This window comes from Pseudomonas sp. M5, assembly GCF_016907075.1.
Classification (GTDB): domain Bacteria; phylum Pseudomonadota; class Gammaproteobacteria; order Pseudomonadales; family Pseudomonadaceae; genus Aquipseudomonas; species Aquipseudomonas putida_E.
In genome coordinates, this window is record NZ_JAFBBH010000001.1 from 4,765,210 (window position 1) to 4,780,607 (window position 15,398).

The window sequence follows — 15,398 nt, forward strand, 5'->3', positions numbered from 1 at the left end:
CGTTATTGTTCTTATTCGTTGCACCTTGCTGGTGCTTTATTTCGGCGCGTGGGGCGACCGTGGTGCGATGCTAGGTAACGAACCTTTCGCTAACCTTTCAGCCTGAAAGGTTTGTTACAAGGGGCTTCACAGACCGGGCGACAGCGGTACACTCCGCGCCACCGCCCCACCCGAGCAGGGAGAATCCGATGCGTGTGCTGCTGGTCGAAGACCACGTACAACTGGCCGAAAGCGTGGCCCAGGCCCTGAAGAGCCATGGTTTGACCGTGGATGTGCTGCATGACGGCGTGGCCGCCGATCTGGCTCTGGCCAGCGAGGAGTACGCCGTTGCCGTGCTCGATGTGGGCCTGCCGCGCATGGACGGCTTTGAGGTGCTGGCCCGCCTGCGCGGGCGCGGCAAGACCCTGCCGGTGCTGATGCTGACGGCGCGCAGCGATGTGAAGGACCGGGTGCATGGCCTGAACCTGGGCGCCGACGATTACCTGGCCAAGCCCTTCGAGCTGACCGAACTGGAAGCACGGGTCAAGGCCCTGCTGCGCCGCAGCGTGCTCGGCGGCGAGCGCCAGCAGCGCTGCGGCCCGCTGGTGTATGACCTTGATACCCGGCGGTTCGCCCTGGGCGAGGACAACCTGACCCTGACCTCCCGTGAGCAGAGCGTACTTGAGGCGCTGATCGCACGCCCCGGCCGGGTGATGAGCAAGGAGCAATTGGCCGCCCAGGTCTTCGGCCTGGACGAAGAGGCCAGCCCCGACGCCATCGAAATCTACATCCACCGCCTGCGCAAGAAGCTCGACGGCCAGTCGGTGGCCATTGTCACGTTCCGTGGCCTCGGCTACCTGCTCGAGCACCGCGATGCGTGACAATGGCAGCCTGCGCGGGCGCTTGCTGGGCAACCTGGCGCTGTTGCTGGTAGTGCTGATGCTGGCCAGCGGCCTGAGCGCCTACTGGAATGGCCGCGAGGCGGCCGATACCGCCTACGACCGTACTTTGCTGGCATCAGCGCGGACCATCGCTGCCGGCCTGTCCCAGCGCGACGGCACGCTCAGCGCGGATGTGCCCTACGTGGCGCTGGACACGTTTGCCTACGACAGCGCCGGGCGCATTTACTACCAGGTGCTGGACATCAACCAGAAACTGATCTCGGGCTACGAGAACCTGCCGCCACCCCCGCCGGGCACACCGCGTACCGACGATTACCCGGCGCTGGCGCGCTTCTACAACGCCACCTACCTCGGGCAGGACGTGCGTGTGGTCAGTTTGCTCAAGGCGGTCAGCGAACCGAACATGAACGGCATGGCTGAAATCCGTGTGGCCGAGACGGAGGAGGCGCGGGTGAGGATGGCCCGCGGGCTGATGGCCGATACCCTGCTGCGCCTGGGCATGCTGGCGCTGGGGGCATTGGGGATGGTCTGGTTCGCCGTGAGTGCGGCGCTGCGCCCGCTGGAGCGTCTGCGCAAAGCCGTGGAAGAGCGCCAGCCGGATGACCTGCGCGCGCTGCCGCGGGTGCAGGTGCAGCGTGAGCTTGACCCGCTGGTGCGTGCCTTGAATCACTTCACCGAACGCTTGCGAGGGCAGTTCGAGCGCCAGGCGCAGTTCATTGCCGAGGCCGCCCACGAACTGCGCACGCCATTGGCAGCGCTCAAGGCGCGGGTCGAGTTGGGCTTGCGCTCGAAGCAGCCCGAACAGTGGCACCAGACGCTGGAGTCTGCCGCCCAAGGCACTGACAGGCTGACCCATCTGGCCAACCAGCTTTTATCGTTGGCACGGGTGGAAAATGGCGCTCGGGCAATCGCCGAAGGTGGCGCTCAGCGCCTGGACCTGAGTCAGCTGGCACGCGAGCTGGGCATGGCGATGGCACCGCTGGCGCATAAACGGGGCGTGGCCCTGGCGCTGGAGGCCGCGGCGCCGGTGTGGCTCAAGGGGGAGCCGACGCTGCTCAACGAGTTGCTCAGCAACCTGGTGGACAACGCGCTGGCACATACCCCGGCGGGCGGTAATGTGATCTTGCGGGTTCTGGCGCCAGCGGTACTGGAGGTCGAAGATGATGGTCCCGGTATCCCCGAGGATGAGCGCGAGCGGGTATTCGAGCGCTTCTATCGCCGCAGTGCCCAGGGAACTGGCTTGGGGTTGGCGATTGTGGGTGAGATCTGTCGCGCGCACCTGGCGCAGATCAGTCTGCATGACGGCGAGAATGGCGGGTTGAAAGTGCGAGTGAGTTTTATCGCTGACTGATGGCTTGCCTGTGCAGAACCTTTGGCGGGCAAGACGCTGGCTAGCGCAGCATGCTCCGCGCTTCCAGCAGTTCGCCAATCTCCAGCTCCGTGCCAAACGGCAACCCCAGGTGCCGATAGGCCGGCAACGCCGCCAGCGGCCGGCTGCGTCCGCGCTGGCTGAGGCAGCGGGCAATCTGCACCACGTCGATGTAGTCCACTTTGTCGGTGCGCCGGTCCAGGTCTTGAACCTGGCTTGGCAGGTTGACCAGTTGCTCGGGGAACTCCCATGACGAAAGTATCTTGTCGCCCAGCACAGGCTGGATCTGCTCGATCACGTAGTGCAGGCATACCGGGTCGGAGAGCAGTTCGTTGTGCTCTTCGGCGTAGATCAGCACCGGCAGCGCGCCGATCTGGTTGACCAGGCCGCCGAGGGTGGCCTGGTCAGGCTTGAGGTGGGTAAAGCGGCGGCAGATTTCATAGCTGATGCCCGCGACTTCGAGGCTGTTTGCCCAGATATCCCTCAATTTTTGCTCAACTGCCGATGAGCGTGCATGGAAGATCTGCTCGATCACCAGGCCGATGGCCAGGTTGCAGCTGTAGTTGATACCCAGGCGGGTGATGGCCGTGTGCAGGTCGGTGACCTCGATCGCCGCCCGCAGCAGCGGGCTGTTCACCACCTTGATCAGGCGGGCGGAGAGGGCAGCATCGCGGCCAATCACCTTGCTCAGGGCAGCAACGCTGATTTCCGTGTCCTCGGCAGCCTCGCGGATGCTCAGCGCAACTTCCGGAAGGGTCGGCAGGACCAGGTCATCGTTGGCGATGGCAGCCAGCAACTGTGCTTGAACCATCTCGGCCAGCTTGTTCATGTACTTCTCTACAGCAGGGGTGGCGGGCTGGTCAGCGCTGGATTTCCCGGTCGCGATCCAGTTCGTAAGGCAGGCTCGAGACCTGCAGGCGTGGGCCTTGCAGGCTGCCCAGGTGCAGGTTGTCGTCTTCCACGGCCTCGGCACTGAGTACCGCAAGCAGCTCGCAGCCCTGACCCGTGCTGGCCGCGATGACCACTTCCCCGACCGATGAACCATGGGTCGGCGAGAAGATTTGCGCACCCGGGGCAGGAATATCCTGCTGGTCCAGCAGCAAGCGGTACTGACGTCGCTTGAGCTTGCCCAAGTACTGCATGCGGGCGACGATTTCCTGGCCGGTGTAGCAGCCCTTCTTGAAACTCACGCCATCGACCGCCTGCAAATTGATCATTTGCGGGATGAACAGCTCACGGGTCGGGCCCATGACCTGGCCGATGCCGGCACGGACCTGCCCCAGCAGCCAGTCGTTGAGAGGCCCTTGCGGCAATGCGCTTGCCAGTTGTTCACGCACGCTGGTGGCGGCGTCCGCCGGTACCCAAAGTTCCACGCGACCTTCGGAGACGGCCACGGCGATCAGGCCTTCATGGCGTTCGGTGGCGCCGGCGCTGGTCGGCACCTTCAAACCCAGAGTCCGCAGCGCCGCATCACCGCCCTGCAGGCCGAAACGCGCCCAGGCGGCGCTTTCGTCGCTGAGCGTGGCTTTGGAAAACACGGCGTATTTTTTCAGGTCGGCCAGCTGCGCCTCGAGCAGTTCGCTGGCCATGGCCAGCAGGTAGCCGTTGCCTTCGGGCAGGATGCGGAAGCTCGACTGCATGCGCCCCTTGACCATGCAGCGGGCGCCAAGGCTTGCGTGCTCGGGGCTGAGGTAGTTGATGTTGCAGGTCAACTGGCCCTGCAGGAACTTGCCGGCGTCGGAGCCGCGGACGGCGAGGATGCCCTCGTGGGACAGGGGGCTGTAGAAAGCGGAATCGGCCATGGGGGATCGCGGTGGCTAAAGACTGGCGGCCATCATAGAACGCCAGTAACAAAATAGGTAGGTGACTAGACCAACGCCTCGTGCCGCTTCGTGCGCCTGGCTGTATACTGGCCGCCCATTTGAGGAGGGCCCCATGGTCGAACAAACTGAACTCAACCGGCTTTTCTGGCACAGCCGCCGCGGCATGCTGGAACTCGACGTACTGCTGGTGCCTTTCACCCAGGAGGTCTACCCGACCCTGAGCGAAGCCGATCGCGAACTCTACGTTCGCCTGTTGAGCTGTGAGGATCAGGACATGTTCGGCTGGTTCATGGAGCGCACCGAGTCCGAAGACCCGGAGCTGCAGCGCATGGTCCGCATCATTCTGGACCGTGTCCAGCCCAAGTGAGTGTTTCGAGTGCCGTTGGCAGGGCTCGCGCCTGCTGCTGACGGCCTACCTGATCTGCCAGGTGCTGGCGTTGCTTGCCTTGTGGCTGAGTGCGCTGCCCTGGTGGCTTTCCCTTCCTGCCTCCGTCGCTTGCCTGGCCCATGCCTGCTGGGTGATCCCCCGACGCATACTGCTGATCCATGCTCAAGCCGTCACTGGCCTGCGCCGGGATGCTTGCGGCTGGCAGCTATTCAGCCGTGCCGGGGGCTGGCAGGCGGTGCGTCTGTGTCGCGACAGCGTGGCGCTGCCGGGCCTGGTGGTATTGCGGTTCGCAAGGCCTGGGCGCTGGTTGGGCGAGAGTCAATGTGTTGTCGGCGATGCCCTGGCGGCGGATCAGCATCGGCGCCTGCGGGTACGGCTGAAATTCAGTCGGCGCAGGTGGGCTGAGGTCGCGGCACGCTAGTCAGGTGCCGCGTCGCCCCTTTGCGGTTTTACCCGCGAAGGGCATCGATCTTCAGGCTGGGCTCAGTATGGTGTCCTTGGCCTCAGCCAGCATCCCGGGGTAATCCAGGGTGTAGTGCAACCCGCGGCTTTCCTTGCGCTGCATGGCCGAGCGGATCATCAGCTCCGCCACCTGTGCCAGGTTGCGCAACTCGATCAGGTCGCGGCTGACCTTGTAGTTGCTGTAGAACTCGTCGATCTCGTCCAGCAGCAGGCGCACGCGGTGCTCGGCACGCTGCAGGCGCTTGCTGGTGCGCACGATGCCCACGTAGTCCCACATGAACCGCCGCAGTTCGTCCCAGTTGTGCGCGATGATCACATCCTCATCCGAGTCGGTGACCTGGCTGGCATCCCAGCAGGGCAGGGCTTTGGGCATGGCAATCTGGGCCAGACGGGCCTCGATGTCCGCGGCAGCGGAACGGCCGTAGACGAAACACTCGAGCAGCGAGTTGCTGGCCATGCGGTTGGCGCCGTGCAGGCCGGTGAAGCTGGTCTCGCCGATGGCGTACAGGCCCGGGACGTCGGTATGGCCGCGATCGTCGACCACCACCCCGCCACAGGTGTAGTGGGCGGCGGGCACTACCGGGATCGGCTGCCGGGTGATGTCGATACCGAAGGCCAGGCAACGCTCATAGACCGTCGGGAAATGGCTTTTGATGAAGTCGGCCGGCTTGTGCGTGATGTCCAGGTAGACGCAGTCCACGCCCAGGCGCTTCATCTCATGGTCGATGGCCCGGGCCACGATGTCGCGCGGAGCCAGTTCTTCGCGTGGGTCGAAGCGCGGCATGAAGCGTTCACCATTGGGCAGGCGCAGCAGGGCGCCTTCGCCGCGCAGGGCTTCGGTGACCAGGAAACTCTTGGCCTGCGGATGATAGAGGCAGGTGGGATGGAACTGGTTGAATTCCAGATTGGCAACCCGACAGCCGGCGCGCCAGGCCATGGCGATGCCATCGCCGCAGGCACCATCGGGGTTGCTGGTATACAGGTAGACCTTGGCGGCGCCGCCGGTGGCAAGCACGGTAAAGCGCGCCCCGAAGGTGTCCACCTCACCACTGTTGCGGTTCAGCACGTAGGCGCCCAGGCACCGCGCGCCGGGCAAGCCCAGGCGCCGCTCGGTAATCAGGTCGACCGCCACTCGTTGCTCAAGCAGTTCGATGTTGGGGCGTTTGCGGGCTTGCTCCAGCAACGTGGTGAAAATGGCTGCGCCCGTGGCATCGGCGGCATGGATGATGCGCCGGTGGCTGTGCCCGCCTTCGCGGGTCAGGTGAAATTCGAAGCCGCCATCGTCAACGCTGGAGTGCTCATCGCGGGTAAAGGGCACGCCCTGTTCGATCAGCCACTCAATGGCTTCGCGGCTGTGCTCGACGGTGAATCGCACGGCATCTTCGTGGCACAGCCCGCCGCCGGCATTGAGAGTGTCCTCGACATGGGACTGCACGGTATCGGTGTCGTCCAGTACCGCGGCCACGCCACCTTGGGCCCAGAAAGTCGAGCCATTGGCCAGGTCGCCCTTGCTCAGTACGGCGATGCGCAGGTGGGCGGGAAGGTTGAGTGCCAGGCTGAGACCGGCTGCGCCGCTGCCGATCACCAGGACATCATGTTGGAATTGTTGGCTCATGTCGGGACACTAGTAATCTTCGGAGGGGGCACGGCACAATAGACACGCGTAGATGGCATTGTGAAACTATCGTGAATAGAGGCCGGGTTGCCTTTATAGCAGCCTGCGGTGGCCAATTTCCATGCCACTTGCGACGTTAGGGCAATCTTCGTGGGAACTTTCCTACATGGCTGGAAATCCTATGAAGGCTGCCCGTGCGCCATCATTTCGCGCGGCGACGCGTGGCGGCGGCTCTATCCGGGCTGACACCTGCGTATCCGAAACCTGATTATCGACGCTGCCGGCCGTGCCCGCGCCGCGTCTTCCGTGCGAGCCAGTCAAGGGCCGCAGGAAACTTGCTTGGAGGAGAGAACTTTTGCGAAAAGCCCGAGTCTATGTTTGCAAGCCCGAACGATGGCTGATGCAACGCTCCTTCGAGTTCACTGAGGAGTGTTCATGCTAACCCAGGAAGAGGATCAGCAGCTTGTCGAGCGCGTGCAGCGCGGTGACAGGCGAGCGTTCGATCTGTTGGTGCTGAAGTATCAGCACAAGATTCTCGGGTTGATCGTGCGGTTCGTTCACGATACCCACGAGGCCCAGGATGTAGCGCAGGAAGCCTTTATCAAGGCCTACCGTGCGCTTGGCAATTTCCGCGGTGACAGTGCGTTTTATACCTGGCTGTACCGCATCGCCATCAACACGGCGAAGAACTATCTGGTGTCCCGTGGAAGACGGCCGCCAGACAGCGATGTGAGCTCCGAGGATGCGGAGTTTTACGACGGCGATCATGGCCTCAAGGATCTCGAGTCCCCAGAACGCTCCCTGTTGCGGGATGAAATCGAAGGCACAGTCCATCGCACCATCCAGCAACTGCCTGAAGATTTGCGCACGGCTCTGACCCTGCGTGAGTTCGACGGGTTGAGTTACGAAGACATTGCCAGTGTCATGCAATGTCCGGTGGGTACCGTGCGCTCTCGAATCTTCCGCGCTCGGGAGGCCATAGACAAAGCCCTGCAGCCCTTGTTGCAGGAAACCTGAGACAGCGGCGACAGCCAAGAGAGGAACCGCCATGAGTCGTGAAGCTTTGCAGGAATCGCTGTCCGCGGTAATGGATAACGAAGCGGACGAACTGGAATTGCGACGGGTGCTGAGCGCCGTCGACGATGCCGAAACCCGTGCCACCTGGTCGCGTTACCAGGTAGCCCGCGCAGCGATGCACAAGGAGCTGTTGCTGCCGAAACTGGATATCGCCTCGGCGGTGTCTGCCGCCCTGGCTGACGAAGCCGTGCCGGCCAAAGTCAAGCAAAGCCCATGGCGCAGCATTGGCCGCCTGGCCGTTGCCGCCTCGGTTACCGTTGCTGTGCTGGCTGGCGTACGCATGTACAACCAGGACGAGATCACCGGCGCCGAGCTGGCTTCGCAGCAACCTGCCCAGCAAGGCCTGAGCATGCCACAAACTCAGGGCCCGGCTGTTTTGGCAGGCTATAGTGAAGGCAGTGAGCAACCGACCGGGCCGATGGCCAATGGCGTGCTGCAGAACCAGGCCGGCTGGGATCAGCGTCTGCCGGGGTATCTGCGCCAGCACGCGCAGGAATCCGCGCTCAAGGGTACTGAAACTGCCCTGCCGTATGCCCGCGCCGCCAGCCTGGAAAACCGCTAAGTAAGGAGGATCATGCGCGCGCTACCTCTCCTGTCACTGCTTGTAGGCAGTTGCATGACGGTGCCGGCGTTGGCAGCCAATTCGTCGCCCCAGGCAAGCGAATGGTTGAACAAGCTGGCACAGGCCGAACAAAGGCAGAGTTATCAGGGCTCCTTCGTTTACGAACGAAACGGCAGCTTCTCATCCCACGACATCTGGCATCGGGTTCAGGACGGCAAGGTCAGCGAGCGATTGCTCCAGCTTGACGGTGCCGCCCAGGAAATCGTGCGGGTGGACGGCAAGGTGCAATGCGTCAGTGGTGCATTGGCCAGTGGCGTGAGCAACTTGCCCGATGCCGCGCCGCGCATGCTCGACCCCCTCAAACTGATGAGCTGGTACGATTTGGCTGTAGCGGGCAAGGCACGGGTCGCCGGGCGCGACGCGGTCATTGTCACGCTTACTCCGCGCGACCAGCACCGCTACGCATTTGAAATGCACCTGGACAGCAAAACCGGCCTGCCGCTACGCTCGTTGATGCTCAACGACAAGGGGCAGTTGCTCGAGCGCTTCCAGATGACGCGCCTTGATACCGATGACCTGCCTACCGATGCCGATTTGAAGGCCAGTGCCGCCTGCAAACCGGTAGAGCGTGTGGCCCGCCCCAAGACCGAAGCCGTTGCAGGCTGGCGCTCGGACTGGCTGCCACCGGGTTTCGAGCTGATCAACAGTACCGTACGGCGTGACCCTTCTGGCGATAGCACCATCAGCAGCCTCATGTATGACGATGGCCTGGCACGCTTCTCGGTGTTTCTGGAGCTGGTCACGGAAGATGCCAGCGCTGATGTGCGTACTCAGCTAGGCCCTACTTCGGCCGTTTCACGTCGCCTTAACACGCCCAAGGGTAAGGTGATGGTCACTGTGGTCGGCGAAATTCCATTAGGTACTGCAGAACGCGTCGCATTGTCGATGCGCCCACAGGATGCTCAGGCGCGTCAGTAATGGCGCCCTTTTTCGGCTCATGCCAAGGCGCACGGACATGCGGCTGAAATGAAATTAAAGCATTGTCATTTGCAATCCATCTGTAAATTTTCTATAGGTCAGGCTTCTTGGAGTCTGGCCTTTCCTGCTTTTGCAGGCGGTCTTACGCTAACTACGCTCGTTGTGACGGGAGCCGTATGTCAATACCACGCTTGAAATCCTACCTATCGATGTTCGCCGCCGTGCTGATGCTTGGCCAGGTGCTGACCGCCCAGGCCGAGGAGGCCCTGCCGGACTTCACCACCTTGGTCGAGCAGGCCTCGCCGGCCGTCGTCAACATCAGTACCAAGCAAAAGCTGCCTGACCGCCGTGTCGCTGCCGGTCAGATGCCGGACCTCGAAGGCTTGCCGCCGATGTTCCGCGAGTTCTTCGAGCGCAACATGCCGCAACAGCCGCGTTCGCCCCGCGGTGACCGCCAGCGCGAGGCCCAGTCGCTGGGCTCAGGCTTCATCATTTCCAGTGACGGTTATGTGCTGACCAACAATCACGTGGTTGCCGATGCCGACGAGATCATCGTCCGTCTGTCCGATCGCAGCGAGCTGCAGGCCAAACTGGTCGGCACCGACCCGCGCACCGATGTGGCCCTGCTCAAGGTCGACGGCAAGAACCTGCCCACCGTCAAACTGGGCGACTCCGAGAAGCTCAAGGTAGGTGAGTGGGTGCTGGCCATCGGTTCGCCGTTCGGTTTCGATCATTCGGTGACCAAAGGGATCGTCAGCGCCAAAGGCCGCACCCTGCCCAATGACACCTACGTGCCCTTCATTCAGACCGACGTGGCCATCAACCCAGGCAACTCCGGCGGGCCGCTGTTCAACATGAATGGCGAAGTAGTGGGTATCAACTCGCAGATCTTCACCCGTTCGGGCGGTTTCATGGGCCTGTCGTTCGCCATCCCGATCGATGTCGCGATCGATGTCTCCAACCAGTTGAAGAAGGACGGCAAGGTCAGCCGCGGCTGGCTGGGCGTGGTCATTCAGGAAGTCAACAAGGACCTGGCTGAATCCTTCGGCCTCGACAAGCCGGCCGGTGCCCTGGTGGCGCAGGTGCTTGAAGATGGCCCGGCAGCCAAGAGCGGCCTGCAGGTGGGCGACGTGATCCTGAGCATGAACGGCCAGCCGATCGTCATGTCGGCCGACCTGCCGCATCTGGTAGGCACCCTGAAGGCTGGCGCCAAGGCCAAGCTTGAGATCATCCGTAATGGCAAGCGCCAGAACCTGGATGTGACCATTGGTGCGATGCCTGATGACGATGCCGATATCGGTACTGGTACGGGTGCCGATGGCAGTGCAGAGCGCAGCAGCAACCGCCTGGGTGTTTCCGTCTCTGACCTGACCGCCGAGCAGAAGAAATCGCTGGAGCTCAAGGGTGGCGTCGTCATCAAAGAAGTCCAGGATGGCCCGGCAGCCATGATTGGCCTGCGTCCGGGTGACGTTATCAGCCACTTGAACAACCAGGCGATCGCCTCGGCCAAGCAGTTCACCGAAATTGCCAAGGACCTGCCGAAGAACCGTTCGGTATCCATGCGCGTGCTGCGCCAGGGCCGGGCGAGCTTCATCACCTTCAAGCTTGCCGAATAAGCCGGCTTGCCAGTGGCAAAGGGCAGCTTCGGCTGCCCTTTTTCATGAGAGTTCACAATTCTTGGCGGGAGTCAGCCTGTATCGTGCGTCAGAGGAATCTCCCATATCCCTGCTGGTTGAGGTACAATTCCCGGCTATTTTTCGGCGGGCGTCCGGCTCGCAGCCTTTTCGAGTGTTGACCCGTGAGTGATTTGAGTCATATCCGCAATTTCTCCATCATCGCCCACATCGACCATGGCAAGTCGACGCTGGCCGACCGTTTCATCCAGATGTGCGGTGGCCTGTCGGCACGCGAAATGGAAGCTCAGGTTCTGGATTCCATGGACCTGGAGCGCGAACGCGGGATCACCATCAAGGCCCACAGCGTCACGCTTCACTACAAGGCGCAGGACGGCAAGACCTACCAGCTGAACTTCATCGATACGCCCGGCCACGTCGACTTCACCTATGAAGTCTCGCGTTCGCTGGCGGCCTGTGAAGGTGCGCTGCTGGTGGTGGACGCCGGCCAGGGTGTCGAAGCCCAGTCGGTGGCCAACTGCTATACCGCCATCGAGCAGGGCCTTGAGGTCATGCCGGTCCTGAACAAGATGGACCTGCCTCAGGCCGACCCTGATCGGGTCAAGGACGAGATCGAGAAGATCATCGGCATCGATGCTACCGACGCGGTGGCGTGCAGTGCCAAGAGCGGCATGGGCGTCGACGAGGTGCTCGAGCGCCTGGTCCACACCATTCCCGCGCCTGTGGGCGAGATCGATGCCCCGCTGCAGGCGTTGATCATCGACTCCTGGTTCGACAACTACCTGGGCGTGGTTTCGTTGGTGCGCGTGCGTCAGGGCCGCGTCAAGAAGGGCGACAAGATCCTGGTCAAGTCCACCGGCAAGGTGCACCTGGTCGACAGCGTGGGTGTCTTCACCCCGAAACATACCCAGACCGCTGATCTGAAAGCCGGTGAAGTAGGCTTCATCATTGCCAGCATCAAGGACATCCATGGTGCGCCGGTCGGTGACACCCTGACCTTGTCCTCGACTCCCGAGGTCGAAATGCTGGCCGGTTTCAAGAAGATCCAGCCGCAGGTTTATGCCGGCCTGTTCCCGGTCAGCTCCGACGATTTCGAGGACTTCCGCGACGCCCTGCAGAAGCTGACCCTGAACGACTCGTCGCTGCAATACATGCCCGAAAGCTCCGATGCACTGGGCTTCGGCTTCCGTTGCGGCTTCCTGGGCATGCTGCACATGGAGATCATCCAGGAGCGCCTGGAGCGCGAATACGACCTGGACCTGATCACCACGGCTCCGAGCGTGATCTACGAGCTGGAACTCAAGACCGGCGAAACCATCGTTGTCGACAACCCGTCGAAGCTGCCTGATGTTTCGGCTGTCACGGACTTCCGCGAGCCGATCGTCACCGCGACCATCCTGGTGCCGCAGGAGCATCTGGGCAACGTCATCACCCTGTGCATCGAGAAGCGTGGCGTACAGCGCGACATGCAGTTCCTCGGCAGCCAGGTGCAGGTGCGTTATGACATGCCGATGAACGAAGTGGTGCTGGACTTCTTCGACCGCCTGAAGTCGACCAGCCGCGGCTATGCTTCGCTGGACTATCATTTCGATCGCTACCAGTCGGCCAACCTGGTCAAGCTGGATGTACTGATCAACGGCGACAAGGTCGATGCCCTGGCATTGATCGTGCACCGCGACAACGCGGCCTATAAAGGCCGTGCGTTGACCGAGAAGATGAAGGAACTGATCCCTCGGCAGATGTTCGATGTGGCGATCCAGGCAGCCATTGGCGGCCAGATCATCGCGCGGACAACCGTCAAGGCGCTCAGAAAGAACGTACTGGCCAAGTGCTACGGTGGTGACGTCAGCCGTAAGAAAAAGCTGCTGGAGAAGCAGAAGGCCGGTAAGAAACGCATGAAACAGGTGGGCAACGTGGAGATTCCACAAGAAGCCTTCCTCGCCGTGCTCAGGTTGGATAGCTAGGTCCTATGTCGCTAAATTTCCCGCTGTTGCTAGTCATCGCCGTAGCCGTTTGCGGTCTGTTGGGCTTGATCGACCTGCTGTTCCTGGCCCCGCGCCGGCGGGCGGCAGTCGCCAACTACCAAGGTAGCGTCACCCAGCCAGAAATGGCCGTGGTCGAGCGCCTGAACAAGGAACCGCTGCTGGTCGAGTACGGCAAGTCGTTCTTCCCGGTGCTGTTCATCGTACTGGTGCTGCGCTCGTTCCTGGTAGAGCCGTTCCAGATCCCTTCGGGGTCGATGAAACCGACCCTGGAAGTGGGCGATTTCATCCTGGTGAACAAGTTCTCGTACGGCATTCGCCTGCCGGTGATCGACAAGAAGGTCATCGAGGTGGGTGACCCGCAACGCGGTGATGTGATGGTGTTCCGCTACCCAAGCGACCCGAACGTCAATTACATCAAGCGTGTGGTGGGCCTGCCTGGCGACCAGATCCGCTACACCAGCGACAAGCGGCTGTTCGTCAATGGCCAGCCGGTTGCCGAGCAACTGGTTGGCGCCGAGCCAGGTACCTTGGGCAGCGCCGAACTGTTCAAGGAAAAACTCGGCGAAGCCGAGCACCTGATCCGCAAGGAAATGACCCGTTATCGCATGCCGCCGGACCAGCAGTGGACCGTGCCGGCCGGCCATTACTTCATGATGGGCGACAACCGCGACAACTCCAACGACAGCCGTTACTGGGATGACCCGAACATTCCCAAGGAACTGCACGGCATGGTTCCGGACCGGAACATCGTCGGCAAGGCCTTCGCGGTCTGGATGAGCTGGCCAGAGCCCAAGCTCAGCCACTTGCCCAACCTGTCGCGGGTCGGCCTGATCCATTGATACCCTTCGGCGCTGTCCAGCAGACAGCGCCGAATGCATTTCTGACATAGGCTGTGTTCTCAGGGATCGAGAGATTCGTCGCTCGCCGCGACGGGCCACAGCCAAACAGTCTTTCAGGATGTTGATTTGAACAACGCGTTGAACAACCAACGGGTGGCTGCATGAGTGCTTCCCTTGCCCGTCTCGAGCGCAAGCTCGGTTACACCTTCAAAGACCAGGACCAGATGGTGCTGGCCCTGACCCATCGCAGCTACGCCGGGCGCAACAATGAGCGCCTGGAGTTTCTCGGCGATGCCATTCTGAACTTCGTGGCCGGCGAGGCGCTGTTCGAGCGCTTCCCGCAGGCCCGCGAAGGCCAGCTGTCGCGCTTGCGTGCGCGCTTGGTCAAGGGCGAAACCCTGGCCCGGCTGGCCCGCGGTTTCGACCTGGGTGAGTACCTGCGCCTGGGCTCCGGTGAGCTCAAGAGCGGCGGTTTCCGCCGCGAGTCGATCCTGGCCGATGCCCTCGAAGCCCTGATCGGCGCCATCTACCTTGATGCCGACATGCAGACCGCCCGCGAGCGCGTGCTGGCCTGGCTGACCGACGAGTTCGAAAGCCTGACCCTTGTCGACACCAACAAAGACCCGAAAACACGCCTGCAGGAGTTTCTGCAGTCGCGTAGCTGTGAGCTGCCTCGCTACGAGGTGGTGGACATCCAGGGCGAACCGCACTGCCGTACCTTCTTCGTCGAATGCGAAGTGGTGCTGCTGAACAACAAGAGCCGTGGCCAGGGCGTGAGCCGGCGTATTGCCGAGCAAGTCGCCGCCGCCGCCGCATTGATCGCCCTGGGCGTGGAGAATGGCAATGACTGAGAACAATCCGACCCGCTGCGGTTACGTGGCCATCGTCGGCCGCCCCAACGTGGGCAAGTCGACCTTGCTCAACCATATCCTCGGCCAGAAGCTGGCGATCACCTCGCGCAAGCCACAGACTACCCGCCACAACATGCTGGGCATCAAGACCGAGGGTGATGTGCAGGCCATCTACGTCGACACCCCCGGCATGCACAAGGCCAACGACAAGGCCTTGAACCGCTACATGAACCGCAATGCCTCGGCGGCCCTGAAGGACGTCGATGTGGTGATTTTCGTGGTCGACCGTACGCGCTGGACCGATGAGGACCAACTGGTGCTCGAACGCGTTCAGTACGTGACCGGCCCGCTGATCATTGCAGTCAACAAAACCGACCGCATGGACGAAAAAGCCGAGCTGATCCCGCACCTGCAGTGGCTGCAGGAGCAACTGCCCAATGCCGAGGTCGTACCCATCTCTGCCCAGCAGGGGCACAATCTGGACGCGCTCGAGGCGCTGATTGCCAAGCACCTGCCGGAGAATGATCACTTCTTCCCGGAAGACCAGATCACCGACCGCAGCAGCCGCTTCCTGGCCGCTGAACTGGTGCGCGAGAAAATCATGCGCCAGCTGGGTGCGGAATTGCCGTACCAGATCACCGTGGAGATCGAGGAGTTCAAGCAGCAGGGCCATGTGCTGCACATCCATGCGTTGATCCTGGTGGAGCGTGACGGCCAGAAGAAGATCATCATTGGCGACAAGGGCGAGCGCATCAAGCGCATTGGCTCCGACGCGCGCAAGGACATGGAAACCCTGTTCGACGCCAAGGTCATGCTCAACCTCTGGGTCAAGGTCAAAGGCGGCTGGTCCGATGACGAGCGTGCACTGCGCTCGCTGGGCTACGGCGACCTGTAACCCCTCCAGCGGCCCGGATCTCTCCGGGCCGCTCTGCTT

General features: G+C 62.2%; 15 protein-coding genes. 12 read left to right on the top strand and 3 right to left on the bottom strand.

The genetic code is table 11. From position 1 onward, the window contains the following. Positions 1 to 188: 188 nt before the first annotated feature. The gene (locus JOE27_RS21700) at positions 189 to 860 is read left to right on the top strand and encodes a response regulator (RefSeq protein WP_012312981.1); all 672 of its coding nucleotides are present in this window, start codon (positions 189 to 191) and stop codon (positions 858 to 860) included. Then, entirely contained in the window at positions 853 to 2,232 is a 1,380-nt protein-coding gene (locus JOE27_RS21705; RefSeq protein WP_046784942.1) for a sensor histidine kinase, read from the top strand. The genes JOE27_RS21700 and JOE27_RS21705 overlap by 8 nt, the downstream gene beginning before the upstream one ends. Before the next feature lie 40 nt (positions 2,233 to 2,272). Here the strand turns inward: JOE27_RS21705 and JOE27_RS21710 are convergent, their stop codons facing one another. Together JOE27_RS21710 and JOE27_RS21715 are read right to left on the bottom strand one after the other, a co-directional pair. After that, on the bottom strand, positions 2,273 to 3,079 hold the full coding sequence (locus JOE27_RS21710) for an HDOD domain-containing protein (protein ID WP_046784943.1): 807 nt from the start codon (positions 3,077 to 3,079) through the stop codon (positions 2,273 to 2,275). Positions 3,080 to 3,110: 31 nt separating this feature from the next. Beyond that, positions 3,111 to 4,052: a folate-binding protein YgfZ gene (locus JOE27_RS21715; RefSeq protein WP_204919871.1), complete on the bottom strand. Its 942-nt coding sequence runs from the start codon at positions 4,050 to 4,052 to the stop codon at positions 3,111 to 3,113. A 133-nt stretch (positions 4,053 to 4,185) separates the two neighbouring features. On the opposite strand from JOE27_RS21715, the gene JOE27_RS21720 reads away from it, so the two are divergent. Next, positions 4,186 to 4,440, top strand: coding sequence for a succinate dehydrogenase assembly factor 2 (locus JOE27_RS21720; RefSeq protein ID WP_008094993.1), 255 nt, complete (start codon positions 4,186 to 4,188; stop codon positions 4,438 to 4,440). Beyond that, complete coding sequence (locus JOE27_RS21725; RefSeq protein WP_115273693.1) at positions 4,424 to 4,882, top strand: protein YgfX; 459 nt, start codon at positions 4,424 to 4,426, stop codon at positions 4,880 to 4,882. The genes JOE27_RS21720 and JOE27_RS21725 overlap by 17 nt, the downstream gene beginning before the upstream one ends. Before the next feature lie 51 nt (positions 4,883 to 4,933). Here JOE27_RS21725 and nadB read toward each other — a convergent pair whose 3' ends face one another. Continuing rightward, complete coding sequence (gene nadB / locus JOE27_RS21730) at positions 4,934 to 6,538, bottom strand: L-aspartate oxidase (protein ID WP_115273694.1); 1,605 nt, start codon at positions 6,536 to 6,538, stop codon at positions 4,934 to 4,936. 435 nt (positions 6,539 to 6,973) lie between these two features. Between nadB and rpoE the strand changes: the two genes are divergently transcribed. The 8 genes from rpoE to era all read left to right on the top strand — a co-directional run bounded on the left by rpoE (position 6,974) and on the right by era (position 15,359). Further along, complete coding sequence (gene rpoE / locus JOE27_RS21735; protein ID WP_003252049.1) at positions 6,974 to 7,555, top strand: RNA polymerase sigma factor RpoE; 582 nt, start codon at positions 6,974 to 6,976, stop codon at positions 7,553 to 7,555. Between the two features lie 31 nt (positions 7,556 to 7,586). Continuing rightward, entirely contained in the window at positions 7,587 to 8,177 is a 591-nt protein-coding gene (locus JOE27_RS21740) for an RseA family anti-sigma factor (protein WP_115273695.1), read from the top strand. A gap of 12 nt (positions 8,178 to 8,189) precedes the next feature. Beyond that, the gene (locus JOE27_RS21745; protein WP_115273696.1) at positions 8,190 to 9,155 is read left to right on the top strand and encodes a MucB/RseB C-terminal domain-containing protein; all 966 of its coding nucleotides are present in this window, start codon (positions 8,190 to 8,192) and stop codon (positions 9,153 to 9,155) included. A gap of 176 nt (positions 9,156 to 9,331) precedes the next feature. Further along, a complete protein-coding gene (locus tag JOE27_RS21750; protein WP_046787796.1) occupies positions 9,332 to 10,771 on the top strand; it encodes a DegQ family serine endoprotease in 1,440 nt (479 codons plus the stop codon). A 182-nt stretch (positions 10,772 to 10,953) separates the two neighbouring features. Further along, complete coding sequence (lepA, locus tag JOE27_RS21755) at positions 10,954 to 12,753, top strand: translation elongation factor 4 (protein WP_046787795.1); 1,800 nt, start codon at positions 10,954 to 10,956, stop codon at positions 12,751 to 12,753. Positions 12,754 to 12,758: 5 nt separating this feature from the next. Beyond that, entirely contained in the window at positions 12,759 to 13,613 is an 855-nt protein-coding gene (gene lepB / locus JOE27_RS21760; RefSeq protein WP_012312991.1) for a signal peptidase I, read from the top strand. Positions 13,614 to 13,774: 161 nt separating this feature from the next. Further along, positions 13,775 to 14,464, top strand: coding sequence for a ribonuclease III (gene rnc / locus JOE27_RS21765; protein ID WP_012312992.1), 690 nt, complete (start codon positions 13,775 to 13,777; stop codon positions 14,462 to 14,464). Then, positions 14,457 to 15,359, top strand: coding sequence for a GTPase Era (gene era, locus JOE27_RS21770; protein WP_046787792.1), 903 nt, complete (start codon positions 14,457 to 14,459; stop codon positions 15,357 to 15,359). Before rnc ends, era begins: the two co-directional genes overlap by 8 nt. The last annotated feature ends 39 nt before the right edge of the window (positions 15,360 to 15,398 follow it).

Coding starts and splice junctions, on each gene's coding strand:
- JOE27_RS21700 (WP_012312981.1), top strand. CDS start 189: ATGCGTGTGCTGCTGGTCGAAGACCACGTACAACTGGCCGAAAGCGTG.
- JOE27_RS21705 (WP_046784942.1), top strand. CDS start 853: ATGCGTGACAATGGCAGCCTGCGCGGGCGCTTGCTGGGCAACCTGGCG.
- JOE27_RS21710 (WP_046784943.1), bottom strand. CDS start 3,079: ATGAACAAGCTGGCCGAGATGGTTCAAGCACAGTTGCTGGCTGCCATC.
- JOE27_RS21715 (WP_204919871.1), bottom strand. CDS start 4,052: ATGGCCGATTCCGCTTTCTACAGCCCCCTGTCCCACGAGGGCATCCTC.
- JOE27_RS21720 (WP_008094993.1), top strand. CDS start 4,186: ATGGTCGAACAAACTGAACTCAACCGGCTTTTCTGGCACAGCCGCCGC.
- nadB (WP_115273694.1), bottom strand. CDS start 6,538: ATGAGCCAACAATTCCAACATGATGTCCTGGTGATCGGCAGCGGCGCA.
- rpoE (WP_003252049.1), top strand. CDS start 6,974: ATGCTAACCCAGGAAGAGGATCAGCAGCTTGTCGAGCGCGTGCAGCGC.
- JOE27_RS21740 (WP_115273695.1), top strand. CDS start 7,587: ATGAGTCGTGAAGCTTTGCAGGAATCGCTGTCCGCGGTAATGGATAAC.
- JOE27_RS21745 (WP_115273696.1), top strand. CDS start 8,190: ATGCGCGCGCTACCTCTCCTGTCACTGCTTGTAGGCAGTTGCATGACG.
- JOE27_RS21750 (WP_046787796.1), top strand. CDS start 9,332: ATGTCAATACCACGCTTGAAATCCTACCTATCGATGTTCGCCGCCGTG.
- lepB (WP_012312991.1), top strand. CDS start 12,759: ATGTCGCTAAATTTCCCGCTGTTGCTAGTCATCGCCGTAGCCGTTTGC.
- rnc (WP_012312992.1), top strand. CDS start 13,775: ATGAGTGCTTCCCTTGCCCGTCTCGAGCGCAAGCTCGGTTACACCTTC.
- era (WP_046787792.1), top strand. CDS start 14,457: ATGACTGAGAACAATCCGACCCGCTGCGGTTACGTGGCCATCGTCGGC.